Origin of the sequence: Streptomyces sp. NPDC048338 (assembly GCF_043201055.1) — a bacterium.
Lineage (GTDB): Bacteria > Actinomycetota > Actinomycetes > Streptomycetales > Streptomycetaceae > Streptomyces.
In genome coordinates this window covers 24,333-37,123 of sequence record NZ_JBICYQ010000021.1, presented here as the reverse complement: position 1 = coordinate 37,123, position 12,791 = coordinate 24,333, and the positions used below count along the sequence as shown (strand labels likewise).

General features: G+C 72.9%; 12 protein-coding genes. All 12 read right to left on the bottom strand.

The genetic code is table 11. The annotated features are described in order from the left end of the window. Positions 1-22 precede the first annotated feature (22 nt). Entirely contained in the window at positions 23-790 is a 768-nt protein-coding gene (locus ACGFZF_RS35825) for a DNA polymerase beta superfamily protein (protein WP_393561244.1), read from the bottom strand. A 22-nt stretch (positions 791-812) separates the two neighbouring features. Then, positions 813-1,841 (bottom strand): ADP-ribosylglycohydrolase family protein, encoded by a 1,029-nt coding sequence (locus ACGFZF_RS35820; RefSeq protein WP_393561242.1) that lies wholly within the window; start codon positions 1,839-1,841, stop codon positions 813-815. Continuing rightward, on the bottom strand, positions 1,838-2,575 hold the full coding sequence (locus ACGFZF_RS35815; protein ID WP_393561240.1) for an NUDIX domain-containing protein: 738 nt from the start codon (positions 2,573-2,575) through the stop codon (positions 1,838-1,840). Before ACGFZF_RS35815 ends, ACGFZF_RS35820 begins: the two co-directional genes overlap by 4 nt. Continuing rightward, the gene (locus ACGFZF_RS35810; protein ID WP_393561238.1) at positions 2,572-3,651 is read right to left on the bottom strand and encodes an AAA family ATPase; all 1,080 of its coding nucleotides are present in this window, start codon (positions 3,649-3,651) and stop codon (positions 2,572-2,574) included. The genes ACGFZF_RS35815 and ACGFZF_RS35810 overlap by 4 nt, the downstream gene beginning before the upstream one ends. Further along, positions 3,648-4,301, bottom strand: a complete 654-nt coding sequence (gene pnuC, locus ACGFZF_RS35805; protein ID WP_393561236.1) for a nicotinamide riboside transporter PnuC — start codon at positions 4,299-4,301, stop codon at positions 3,648-3,650. The genes ACGFZF_RS35810 and pnuC overlap by 4 nt, the downstream gene beginning before the upstream one ends. Positions 4,302-4,447: 146 nt before the next feature. Next, on the bottom strand, positions 4,448-5,599 hold the full coding sequence (locus tag ACGFZF_RS35800) for a pseudouridine synthase (RefSeq protein WP_393561234.1): 1,152 nt from the start codon (positions 5,597-5,599) through the stop codon (positions 4,448-4,450). Then, positions 5,599-6,213, bottom strand: a complete 615-nt coding sequence (gene scpB / locus ACGFZF_RS35795) for an SMC-Scp complex subunit ScpB (protein WP_147977349.1) — start codon at positions 6,211-6,213, stop codon at positions 5,599-5,601. Before scpB ends, ACGFZF_RS35800 begins: the two co-directional genes overlap by 1 nt. Next, positions 6,210-7,448, bottom strand: coding sequence for a segregation/condensation protein A (locus ACGFZF_RS35790; RefSeq protein WP_393561231.1), 1,239 nt, complete (start codon positions 7,446-7,448; stop codon positions 6,210-6,212). The genes scpB and ACGFZF_RS35790 overlap by 4 nt, the downstream gene beginning before the upstream one ends. 46 nt (positions 7,449-7,494) lie before the next feature. After that, entirely contained in the window at positions 7,495-7,989 is a 495-nt protein-coding gene (locus ACGFZF_RS35785) for a hypothetical protein (protein ID WP_356609771.1), read from the bottom strand. After that, on the bottom strand, positions 7,974-9,017 hold the full coding sequence (locus ACGFZF_RS35780) for a ParA family protein (RefSeq protein WP_261992073.1): 1,044 nt from the start codon (positions 9,015-9,017) through the stop codon (positions 7,974-7,976). Before ACGFZF_RS35780 ends, ACGFZF_RS35785 begins: the two co-directional genes overlap by 16 nt. Before the next feature lie 440 nt (positions 9,018-9,457). Further along, positions 9,458-10,573: an alanine dehydrogenase gene (gene ald, locus ACGFZF_RS35775; protein WP_393561228.1), complete on the bottom strand. Its 1,116-nt coding sequence runs from the start codon at positions 10,571-10,573 to the stop codon at positions 9,458-9,460. Between the two features lie 146 nt (positions 10,574-10,719). After that, a complete protein-coding gene (locus ACGFZF_RS35770; RefSeq protein WP_393561226.1) occupies positions 10,720-12,705 on the bottom strand; it encodes an AAA family ATPase in 1,986 nt (661 codons plus the stop codon). Positions 12,706-12,791 lie beyond the last annotated feature (86 nt).

Genomic DNA, 12,791 nt, shown 5'->3' with positions numbered 1-12,791 from the left:
GAGAAGATCGCCCGGACAGGACCTAGCGGGCGTCCTGCCGGGTCCGGACGAGGAAGTCGTGCAGGGCGTCGTGCGTCCCGGTGGCGGGAGCGTCGGCCAGGGCTGACGCCTCCTGCGCCGCGTCGAGGACCGTGTGCAGCGCCCCGACGTCGCCGCGGACGCGTTCCCTGTCCACCTCCGCGGGTCCGTGCTCGGCCGCCGCCTTGGCCTCGACGAGCCCGGGCAGGTGGCCGGGTGCCTCCGGCACCTCTCCGACGAGCGTGGGCAGATGCGCCTGCACCTGGCCCGCGCGCATCAGGTGGATGCCGGTGAGGAGCGCGCGGAAGGTGTAGAGCAGCGGCTTCAGCTCCCCCGTCCTCTCGAACAGCCGCCACTGCGTCGTGGCGAAGCCGCGGTAGTGGTGGGCGTGGTGGCGGGTGAGCACCCGGGGCGCGAGCGAGACCAGTTCGGCGTGCGCCTCGGTGGTGTGGACGACGAGCGGCGACAGCAGCTGCTCCAGCACGTAGCCGTTGCGGCGCAGCATCAGCAGGACGAACTTCCGCAGGTCGTGGGTGACCAGGTCCATCTCGACGCCGTCCCGGACCCACATCCGGGAGCGGGTCTCCTCCGGCTCGTGCAGGCCGATCAGGCCGGCCACCGGCAGCAGGTGGGCGCCGCGCAGATCCACGTCCGAGTCCCGGGACGGGAAGCCGTAGAGGTGCGCGCCGGAGACGGTGGCGAAGACGAGGGGGTCGGCCTGCTCCGCCACGACGGCGGAGAGGTCGACCTCGGGGATGAGGGTCCGGGTCATCGCACCAGCGTCCCAGAAGGTGTCAGACGTCCCAGAGGGCGCCCAGGGTGAGCAGTTCGCTGCGGTACTCGATCCGCTCCTCCCACTCCTTCGGCCAGGCCCCGGCCCCCAGGTGCGCCCCCGCGAACGCCCCGGTCAGGCAGGCGATCGAGTCCGAGTCGCCCTTGGTGCAGGCGGCCCGGCGCAGGGCCGTGACCGGCTCGTCGGGGAAGAGCAGGAAGCTGAGCAGTCCGGTCCCGAGCGCCTCCTCGGCGATCCAGCCGTCGCCGGTGTACTCGCACGGGTCGATCTCCGGGTCTGCGGTGCGCAGGACACCCGCCAGCCGCTCCAGGACGGCCAGGCACTCGTCCCAGCCGCGCTCGATGAAGTGCGTGGGGGTCGGGTCCTGGGAGTACGTCCACAGGTCGCCCAGCCAGCCGGCGTGGTAGCGGGAGCGGTTCTCGTAGGCGTACGAGCGGAGCTGCCCGACCAGGCCGAGCGGTTCGGCGCCCTGGGCGAGCAGGTACACCGCGCGGGCCGTCAGGTCCGAGGCCGCCAGTGCCGTGGGGTGGCCGTGGGTGAGCGCGGACTGGAGCTGGGCGGCGCCCGCACGCTGCTCCTCGCTGAGCCCGGGGACGAGGCCGACCGGCGCGACCCGCATGTTGGCGCCGCAGCCCTTGGAGCCGATCTGGCTGGCCTGCTGCCAGGGCCGGTCGCCGTCGAGGAGCATGCAGGCCCGCATACAGGTGTTTCCGGGGGCGCGGTTGTTGTCCGGGGAGTGGTACCAGTCGACGAACTCGTCCCGGACGGGCCGGGCCATGCGCAGCGGGGCGAGCACGCCGCGGTCCATGGCGGTCCTGATGCCGCGGCCGAGCGCGAGCGTCATCTGGGTGTCGTCGCTGACGTGCGCCGTCGTGCGGCCCTGGAGTTCCAGCTGCCGCCAGGGGCCGAACTTCGCGAGGATGGCGGGCACGTCGTTGAACTCGGTGGGGAAGCCGAGGGCGTCCCCGAGGGCGAGTCCGATCAGGGAACCGGTGGCGGCCTGCTTCGTCACCGTACGGGTGAGGGTCACGTGGATCTTCCTTCCGGTCGCAGCAGCGGCGGGTGGAGGGCCGTGGCCTCGCCCGCCCGGTAGAGAGCGGCCGGTTTCCCCCGTCCGCCGGTGAGACGCGGCGGCCCCTCCACGGCCCGGACGAAGCCGGGCGTGGCGAGGACCTTGCGTCGGAAGTTGGGGCGGTCCAGCTCGACGCCCCAGACGGTCTCGTACACCTGCCGCAGCTCGCCGAGGGTGAACTCGGGCGGGCAGAAGGCGGTGGCGAGACAGGTGTACTCGAGCTTGGCGCCGACCCGTTCGTGCGCGTCGGCGAGGATCCGGTCGTGGTCGAAGGCGAGCGGGCCGTGGGTCCCGTAGGGGACCCAGCGCGCCTGGGCGGCGTCGCCGCCGCCGCGCGGCTCGGGCGGGTCGGGGACGAGCGCGGTGTAGGCGACCGACACCACCCGCATCCTCGGGTCGCGGTCCGGCTCGCTGTAGGTGCGCAGCTGTTCGAGGTGGAGTCCGGCGACGGTGCCCGCGGACAGGCCGGTCTCCTCGGCGAGTTCGCGGCGGGCGGCCTGTCCGGCGGACTCGCGGGGCAGCACGAAGCCGCCGGGCAGGGCCCAGGTTCCGGAGTACGGCTCCTGGGCCCGCTCGACGAGGAGCACGTGCAGGCGCTCCTCGCGCAGCGTGAGGACGGCGAGGTCGACGGTGACGGCGAAGGGCTCGAAGGCGTGCGGGTCGTAGCCCTCGGGGGCGCGGGGACCGGTCATCGGCGCTCCGGAAGGGGGTCGGCGAGGTGGCTGCCCTCGGCGAGCAGGGCGTCCACGGCGGCGACGGCCGCCGCGAGCCGCTCCTCGTGCGGACCGGTGAGGACGGCCGTCCTGCGGCCGGTGTGGGCGAGCTGGGTGAAAAAGCGGGCGGTCATCCACGGGCGCAGGTGCTCGCCGTCGCGGAGCCCGTCGTCCTCGAAGTCGACGCCCCGGTGGTCGGTGAGCAGCCAGAGGTGCTGCCGGCCGCGTGCGGCGACCTGGCCCGTGGCGGTGCTCGTGGTGCCCATGTAGCGCTCGTGCCAGATGGTGGTGGCGAAAGCGTCGGTGTCGCAGAAGAGGACGGGCGAGCCGGTCCGCGCGGCCTCCTCCTCCAGCTCGGCCTGGCGCTGGGCGATGACCGGGAAGTCGCCGGACCGGAAGGTGACGTCCTGCCAGGTGGCGCCGGGGCGCCGGGCGCGCAGGTCGGCGAGCTTGAGTTCGCTGTACTCGCGCCCGTACTCCGGGACGTACCGGGTGGCGGCCCAGACGCCCCCGCGCCGCCGGTAGTGGTCGGCCAGCGCGAGGGCCATGGTGGTGGTGCCGGTGGACTCGGCGCCGAGGACGACGACCCGGCGGGTCAGGGCGGCCCGTACGGGCGCCTCCAGGAACTCCCAGCAGCCGGTGAGGTCCTTGCGGACGGCGGTGCCGGAGACGGGGAAGCGCGTACGGTCCGGGTCGACGCACACCGCGTCGGCGCCGAAACGGCGGCCGAGTTCCTCCCCGTACGGCTCCGAGGTGAAGACGGCGTCGACGGCCTCGGGCACCGCGGCCCGGAAGACGGCCATGTGCGCGGCCCACACGTCCGGGTCGTGGAGGTCCACGGGGATGTCGTCGACCGCGCCGACGACGAGGACGTCGGGGTGGATCTCACGCATCCAGGCGACCCGGTCCTCGAGGGTCAGGCTCTCCACGGAGGAGGCGCAGACGAGCACCGTGAGGCGCTCGCAGCGGTCGCGGGCGGTGCGGACGAGGTGGTGGTGGCCGGCGTGCGGCGGGTAGAACTTGCCGAGGACCAGGCCGTGTCCGTAGCGCTTCATGCCGTCGCCCCCACCGGGACCGCGCGCACGGCGGCCAGGTCCCTGGTCCAGCCGCGCAGGCCGAGGACGCAGAGCGTCATGAAGCCGACGTACAGCAGCGAGGTCAGGTAGAGGTCCTTGTAGGCGTAGAGCGGCACGTAGACCACGTCGGCGGCGATCCACAGCCACCAGGACTCCAGCCGCTTGCGGCACTGGCCGTAGGTGGCCATGAGGGAGAGCGCCGTCGTCAGCGCGTCCCAGAAGGGGACCGTGGAGTCGGTGGCACGGTCGAGCAGCAGCGTGAGCGCGAGGGTCCCCACCGCCCCCGCCGCGAGCAGCCACGTCCACTCGGTGCGCGAGGTGCGGCGCACCGGGAGAGCGTCGGAGCCTGGTCCACCCCCGTGGGTCCAGGTCCACCAGCCGTACGCGGCGAGGGCGATGAAGACGAGCTGGAGGCCGGCGTCGGCGTAGAGGCCGGCCTGGGTGAACAGCAGGACGAAGAAGAGGTTGTTGGCGATGCCGATCGGCCAGTTGGCCAGGTGCTGGCGGGCGACCAGCCAGACGCAGAGCGCGCCGCTGCCGAAGCCGAGGACCTCGGTCCAGCTGACCGGGGTGTCAAGGACGGTGAAGAGCGGCTGCTGCAGGGGTTCGAGAACGTTCGCGAGGCTCACGCCCGCCTCCTTAAGAGTCATGTTGACTATAAAGGGTCGCGGGCCGCGCCCACAAGGCCGAATCGGCGGACGGCACGGGGCCGGGGAACACGAAGGCCCGTGACCGCCGGGTGGCGGTCACGGGCCTTCGCGGGGTGCGGCGGGCGCTACATGCCGACTTCCTTCATCAGCATGCCGACCTCGGTGTTGGTCAGGCGGCGCAGCCAGCCCGACTTCTGGTCACCGAGGGAGATCGGGCCGAAGGCGGTGCGGACCAGCTTCTCGACCGGGAAGCCCGCCTCGGCGAGCATCCGGCGCACGATGTGCTTGCGGCCCTCGTGCAGGGTGACCTCGACCAGGTAGTTCTTGCCGGTCTGCTCGACGACCCGGAAGTGGTCGGCGCGGGCGTAGCCGTCCTCCAGCTGGATGCCGTCCTTGAGGCGCCGGCCGACCTCGCGCGGCAGCGGGCCCGTGATGGCGGCCAGGTAGGTCTTCTTCACGCCGTACTTCGGGTGCGTGAGGCGGTGGGCCAGCTCGCCGTGGTTGGTGAGCAGGATGATGCCCTCGGTCTCGGTGTCGAGCCGGCCGACGTGGAAGAGACGGGTCTCGCGGTTGGTGACGTAGTCGCCGAGGCACTGGCGGCCGTCCGGGTCCTCCATGGTGGAGACGACGCCGGCCGGCTTGTTCAGCGCGAAGAAGAGGTGCGACTGGGTGGCGACGGTGAGGCCGTCCACCTTGATCTCGTCCTTCTCCGGGTCGACCCGCATGCCCTGCTCGATCACGACCTGGCCGTTGACCTCGACCCGGCCCATGTCGATCAGCTCTTCGCAGGCGCGCCGCGAGCCCATGCCGGCGCGCGCGAGCACCTTCTGCAGCCGCTCGCCCTCCTGCTCGGCGCCGGGGAAGGTCTTGGGGGTCTTCACCTGGGGCTTGTCGGCGTACCGCTCCCGGTTGCGCTCCTCGGCGCGGGCGTCGTACTCGCGCGAGCGGGCCGGCGCCGTACGGCCGCCGCCGCGCTGCGGGGACTGCCGGGGGCCGCCCTTGGCGCCACCGCGGGCGGCGGAGCCGCGACCGCGCTTGGGACCGTCGGAGGGGCCGCCGACCTCGTAGCTGCGCTCCTCGGGGCGCGGCTTGCGCGGCTTGCCGCCGCCCTGCCGGTCGTCGCGGCCGCCGCCGGCGCCGCGGTAGTTGCCGCGACCTCCGCCGCCACCACCGCTGCTGCCTCCGCGGCCGCCGCTGCTGCCGCCGCGGCCGCCGCTGTTGCCACCACGGCTCCCGCCGTTGTTTCCGCTGCTGTTCCTGCCGCTGCTGCTTCGCATCAAATGTCCGTCTTGTCGTCTGCGTCCTCGGAACCCGGTGCCTCTGGCGCGTCCGGGTCGAACGACGGCACCCCTTCCAGCGTCTCCGCCTCGATCGCGTCCGCCTCGGGGAGGAAGGGCGCGAGTTCGGGGAGTTCGTCCAGGCCGCGCAGGCCCATCCGCTCCAGGAAGTAGTTCGTCGTCCTGTACAGGATCGCACCTGTTTCGGGTTCCGCGCCCGCCTCCTCCACGAGACCGCGCTGCAGCAGGGTCCGCATGACCCCGTCACAGTTCACTCCGCGCACGGCCGAGACCCGGGAACGGCTGACCGGCTGGCGGTACGCGACGACCGCCAGGGTCTCCAGGGCCGCCTGGGTGAGCCGGGCCTGCTGGCCGTCGAGGACGAAGCGCTCGACGGCCGCGGCGTGCTCCGGCCGGGTGTAGAACCGCCAGCCGCCCGCGACGAGCCGCAGCTCGAAGCCGCGGCCCTGGACGGTGTACTCGTCGGCGAGCTCGCGCAGTGCGTCGCCGACCTCGCGCCGGGTGCGCTCCAGGACCTTGGCGAGGTGCTCCTCGGTCGCGGGCTCGTCGACGACCATGAGGACGGCTTCGAGGGCGGGCTTGAGGTCGCTCATGCCGTGTCCTTCGTGACGGGTGCGGACTGGTCGAACTCGTCGGTGACGCGGGTCTCGCCGTCCCCGCCGGTCCAGGTGACGGTCAGGTCCCCGAGGGCGTCCTCCTGGTCGAGGGCGACGGCCTTCTCCCGGTACAGCTCCAGCAGGGCGAGGAAGCGGGCGACGACGGTCAGGGTGTCCTCGGCGCTCGCGGCGAGCTCCCGGAAGCTCACGGTGCCGCGCTCCCGGAGGAGGGCGACGACGATCCCGGCCTGTTCGCGGACGCTGACGAGCGGGGCATGGATGTGGTCGACGTACACCTGCGGCTTGGCGCGCGGCTGCATGGCCTTGACGGCCAGCTTGGCGAAGCCCTCGGCCCCGATGCTGATCACGACCTCGGGCAGCAGCTCGGCGTGGTGCGGTTCGAGGCCGACGGTGCGGGGGAAGCGCCGCCCCTCCGCCTCCCACCGCTCGTGGAGGATCTCGGCGATCCGCTTGTACGCGCGGTACTGGAGCAGTCGCGCGAAGAGCAGGTCCCGCGCCTCCAGGAGGGCCAGGTCGGCCTCGTCCTCCACCTCGGCGGCGGGAAGCAGCCGGGCCGCCTTGAGATCGAGCAGGGTGGCGGCGACGACGAGGAACTCGGTGGTCTGGTCGAGGTCCCAGTCGGGCCCCATGGCGCGGATGTGCGCCATGAACTCGTCGGTGACCCGGGAGAGGGCGACCTCGGTGACGTCGAGCCGGTGCTTCGAGATCAGCTGCAGCAGCAGGTCGAAGGGGCCTTCGAAGTTCGCCAGCCGCACGGTGAAGCGCCCGTCGTCGACGGGGGCGCCGTCGGGGGCGGGCACCGCGGCGGGCCGGTCGGCGCCGTACCGGGCCGCGTGGGCGCCCTCCGGCCGCGCCTCGGCGCTCTCGGCCGCCAGGGGGCCGTCCGGGGCCGTGGCGGGGGCGGAGAGGCCGCCGGGGCCCTCGGTGGGCGCCACGGCCGGCAGACCGGCGGGTACGGCCTCCGGGGCCGCGGCCGGCGTGCCGACCGGGACGTCCGGCGGCCCGTCGGGCTCTTCGGCCGGGGTCCGCGGCGGCACGGCCGCGGGTACGGCCTCCAGGGCGTCCTCACGGGCGTCCGGCGCCGCTGCGCCGTCGGGCCGGTCCTCGCCTTCCGCTTCCGCGGCCCCGGGACCCACCGGGGACGCGCCCGGTCCGCGCCCGAGGACGCGGCGGCGGGAGGGGCGGGACGATTCGGCGGGCGGCGGGGGCATCGGGGTCCAGGGAGAAGCGGGAGAGCGGCAGGCCCGCAGGCTACCCTCAGCGGCCCCGCAGCCGTCGTACGAGGATGCTCGCGTCGCCCCGGGACTCCAGGTCCGCCAGGACCACCGCCACCGCCTCGCGGACGATGCGGCCGCGGTCCACGGCGAGGCCGTGTTCCCCCCGGAGCACCAGACGCGCGTGCTCCAGGTCCATCAGCTCCTCGGCGGAGACGTAGACCGTGATCTTCTCGTCGTGCCGCTCACGGCCGCTCGGCCGCCGGTTCGGCGACCTGCCCCGCCGCCGCGCCTGTGCCGGCGTGGCGGCGGCCGGTGCGGCGGGCTCCGCCGTCCTGGCCCGCGGTTCCGCCGGCGGCTCCGACTCCGCCGCCGCGTGCTCCGCGGACGCCGAGCCCTCCGCCGCCTCCGTGTCGCTCTCGCCCGCGGGGGCCGGCACCCGGGCCTCGCCCCGCCGCGGCGACGACGCCTGCAGCGCCATCCCCCCGGTCGTACGGAAGAGTTCGTCGGCGCCGGGCAGACTCACTCGGCGTGACACCGGGCGAGCACCTCCCTGGCGAGCTGGCGGTAGGCGGCGGCGCCCACGGAGTTGGAGGCGTACGTCGTGATGGGCTCACCGGCGACCGTGGTCTCCGGGAAGCGCACGGTCCGGCCGATCACCGTGTGGTAGACGTGGTCGTCGAATGCCTCGACGACGCGCGCCAGCACCTCACGGCTGTGCACGGTCCGGGAGTCGTACATCGTGGCGAGGATGCCGTCGAGCTCCAGGTCGGGGTTGAGCCGCTCCTGGACCTTCTCGATCGTCTCGGTCAGCAGGGCCACACCGCGCAGCGCGAAGAACTCGCACTCCAACGGAACGATGACCTTGTGAGCCGCCGTCAGGGCGTTCACGGTCAGCAGTCCGAGCGAGGGCTGACAGTCGATCACGATGTAGTCGTAGTCGTTCATCAGCGGCTTCAGGGCGCGCTGGAGCGTCGACTCGCGCGCGACCTCGCTGACCAACTGCACCTCGGCGGCCGAGAGGTCGATGTTGCTCGGCAGCAGGTCCATGTTGGGCACGGCGGTCTTGAGCAGCACCTCGTCCGCCGACATGCCCCGCTCCATGAGCAGGTTGTAGACGGTGAGGTCCAGCTCCATCGGGTTCACACCGAGACCGACCGACAGGGCTCCCTGCGGGTCGAAGTCGACGAGCAGCACCCGCCGCCCGTACTCCGCGAGCGCGGCACCCAGGTTGATGGTCGACGTGGTCTTGCCGACGCCGCCCTTCTGGTTGCACATCGCGATGATCTTCGCGGGTCCGTGATCGGTCAGCGGGCCCGGGATCGGGAAGTACGGCAGGGGCCGTCCGGTGGGGCCGATCCGCTCGCGGCGCTGCCGGGCAGCGTCGGGTGCGAGGGTGGCCGCGTACTCCGGGTCGGGCTCGTACTCGGCGTCGGGGTCGTAGAAGTGCCCCTCGGGCATCTCGTCGTAGGCGGCGAAGTGGGTGGACTCTCGGCCACTCTCGTTGCCGGCCGTGGCGTTCACGTGTAGGCCGTCCATCATCTTCATCGTGTGGGCTGTCGTCATGGGCTGATTGGCCGCGTTGGTCGCGAAGGTTCGGACAGCGACGGAGCCGACAGGGATTCCTGGCTGTCCACCCCCGGGAGTAAATGTCGACTCATTCACAAGTCGTCTTACCTCCTTGGATGTGACCAGGAACATTTATCGATAGGTCAGCGTGGCACCATGCCGACGGTTGGCGACTCTATGGCGTGTCACCGGTCCGCAGCAACACAATCCGCCGGACCCGGCACGATGTGTCGGCAACCGAACACCCCTCTGTCAAGGGTGCACAGCCATGCATCCGCACGTTTCAGGGGTGTGCGAAACGGTTAAAGGGTTACGTTCGAGGCGAGTTGAACAAGGCGCGCGAAGTGGCCGGATACACATCCGGCCGGACCTTGCTCGACAAGGTCCGGCCGGATGCGTGAGGTTGACGGGGCGCATTGACGCCGCGCCCGCGGGGGTCAGCCCAGGAGGGTGCTCAGCTCGACGTGCTCGAGACCGTGCGCCTCGGCGACCTCCTTGTAAACCACCTTGCCGTCATGGGTGTTGAGACCCAGGGCCAGGGACGCGTCGCGGCGCAGCGCCTCGGCCCAGCCGTTGTTCGCCAGCGACACGATGTAGGGCAGCGTGGCGTTGGTGAGCGCGTAGGTGGAGGTGTTCGGCACCGCGCCCGGCATGTTGGCGACGCAGTAGAAGACCGAGTTGTGGACCTGGAAGGTCGGCTCGGCGTGGGTGGTCGGGTGGGAGTCCTCGAAGCAGCCGCCCTGGTCGATGGCAATGTCGACAAGGACACTTCCGGGCTTCATCTTGGCGACGAGCTCGTTGGTGACCAGCTTCGGGGCCTTCGCGCCCGGGATGAGGACGGCGCCGATGACGAGGTCGGCCTCGACGACGGCCTTCTCCAGTTCGAAGGCGTTGGAGACGACCGTCTTCACCTTCGTGCCGAAGATCTTGTCGGCCTCGCGGAGCTTGTTGATGTCGCGGTCGAGCAGCGTCACGTGGAAGCCCATGCCGACGGCGATCTGGGTGGCGTTCCAGCCGGAGACGCCGCCGCCGATGACGACGGCCTCGCCGGCGTGGGTGCCGGGGACGCCGCCGGGCAGCACGCCGCGGCCGCCGACCGAGCGCATCAGGTGGTAGGCGCCGACCTGCGGGGCCAGGCGGCCCGCGACCTCGGACATCGGGGCGAGCAGCGGGAGCGCGCGGTTCGCGGTCTCGACCGTCTCGTAGGCGATGGCGGTGGTGCCGGACTCGAGGAGGGCGTCCGTGCACTCGCGGGAGGCGGCGAGGTGCAGGTACGTGAAGAGGGTCTGGTCCTTGCGGAGGCGGTGGTACTCCTCGGCGATGGGCTCCTTGACCTTGAGCAGCAGGTCGGCGGTGGCCCAGACCTCGTCGGCGGTGGGCAGGATCTGCGCACCGGCGGAGACGTACTCCTCGTCCGTGATCGAGGAGCCGAGACCGGCGTTCTGCTCGACGAAGACCTGGTGGCCGTGGCGGACGAGCTCGTGGACACCGGCGGGGGTGATGGCCACGCGGAACTCGTTGTTCTTGACCTCGCGGGGGATGCCGACCTTCATCGTCGATCACGGTCCTTGAATCAGGGGGAAACTGGGGGCAAAGCGATACATACCCGGATGCACGACGGCGCACCGGGGCAGACCGCGTTCGATTGCGGCTCAACCAGTCTAATGAAGGAGTTCCTGCTGTCTAGCCTTGCAAAGCATTAATCTTCGACAGAAGCACTGCGGATTTCGCAGGCGGAGGAGTCGGTTCCCAGGAGTCTCTCCGCAGCCGAGCGGTGCAGCCGGGCCGCCGCGGGGTCGCCGAGCCGGTCGAGGGTGTCGGCCAGCCTGAGCTGCAGCGCCGCCTGGAGGCGCGTGTCCTTCGCCCGCCGCGCCCACTCGACCGCCTCCTCGCACGTCCGCAGGGACTCCTGGGGCCGTCCGGCGTACTCCTGCACCCGCGCGGCCTCGCTCAACGCCCGCGCGTAGCCGGGCAGATCGGCCTGGCGGCGGTAGCCGGCGGCGGCGGCCCGCCAGTTCCGCAGCGCCTCCCCGTAGCGGCCGGCGTAGGTCTGCACCGCGCCGAGCCGGGCGTAGAGCCGGGCCTGGTCGGCCCGCTCGTCGCGGGCGAGGCGCTGGGCGAGGGCGCGGCCGTACCAGTCGCCGGCCCGCTGCCAGTCCCCCAGCTCCTGGTAGGAACCACCTACGGATTCCATCGCCCGGCCGACCGCGTACGGGTCGTTCGCCGCGCGTCCGGCGTCGAGCGCGGTCCGGTAGCGGGCCAGGGCCTCCCGGGTCCGGCCGCTGCCGGCGTCGAGGTCGGCGAGGTTCAGCAGGGCGGCGGCCCGCTCCCGGTGCAGCCCGCGCCGCTCGGCCACGTCCAGGACGAGGCGGTGCAGGCCGTACAGCTCGGGCGCCGCGGCCTGCGCGCCGCGGTGCGCGGTGAGCGCCCTGACCAGTGCGGCGATCAGCCGGCGGGCCAGGGTGTCGAGCTCCCCGTCGGCGACGGCGAGCCGGGCGGAGGCGAGCAGCACGGGCAGGCGGCTGTCGAGCCATTCGGCGGCGGCCGGAGCGGTCGGGAAGCGCAGCGCGCGGGGCAGTCCGGCGAGCTTGCGCTGCGCGGGTGCCCCCTCGGGCTCGGTCACCGCGCGGCAGGACTGGAGGAGCCGTACGGTCCGCTCCAGCATCCGGGCCCGGGCGAGCTGCACCTCGGCGGGGCGGTCGCGCTCCGCCAGTTCGGTCCGGAGCAGGGGGACGAGGTGTCCGGGCACCTCGTACTGGCCGTCGTCCGCCTCCGTCACGAGGTTCAGGGCGACGAAGCCTTCGAGCGTGGTGGCCGCCGCGGAGACCGAGCAGCCGGCCAGCGCGGAGGTCGTGTGGGCGTCGACGCGGCCGAGCGGGGCGAGCGCGAGATGGCGCAGCGTCCGGGCGGCCGGCGCGGCGAGGGAGTCGTGAACCAGCCGGAACGCCCTGGTCAGCGGGTCGCCGGACAGGGCGCGCAGCCGCTTGGCGAGGTCGGCGACCGAGGCCTTGGGGCGGGCGGCGAGCCAGGCGCCGGCGAGCACGACGGCCGCGGGCTGGCCACCGCACTCCTCGGCGAGGGTCTCGGCGGCCTGCGGGTCGACCGTGACGCGGACCGAGCCGGTGAAGGTGGTGAGCAGTTCGATGGCGGACTTCGGGTCGATGCCGCCGAGGGTGCACGGACGGACGTCGGGGATCCCGGTGAGCGGGCCGCGGGCGACGGCGAGGACCAGGGCGTCGGGGTTGTCCGGGATCAGCGGATCGACCTGCGCGGCGTCGACGGCGTCGTCGAGGAGGAGGACGGTGCGGCGGTCGGCCAGGGCGGCGCGGACCAGTTCGGTCAGTTCGTCCTCGCCGGCGCCCGGGGGTTCGTCGACGCCGAGGTCCCGGAGGAGCGCCTGGGCGACCTGGGCGGTGGGGACGGGGGTCCCGCCGGGCTCGGTGAGCCGGCCGCGGTACACCCCGTCGGAGTACTGCCCGGCGAGTCCGGCCACGAGCTCCTCGGCGAGCGCCGTCCGGCCCGATCCGGGGCGCCCGGCGATGAGCAGGACGCGGGCGCGGGGTGCCTTGCGGCCGGCGAGGGTGTCGAGACCGGTCCGTTCGATGTCGGCGCGCAGGGCCTTCAGTTCCCTCTGCCGGCCGAAGAACTGCCGTACTCCGCCCGCTGCCACCGCCTGATCCGTCACGGGCCACGCTCCCGTCCACCTGCGCACGAGCCGATCCCGCGGGGGGCTCCGCACGGGTGATCCCGAGCGTAGTTCAGGGCGCGGGC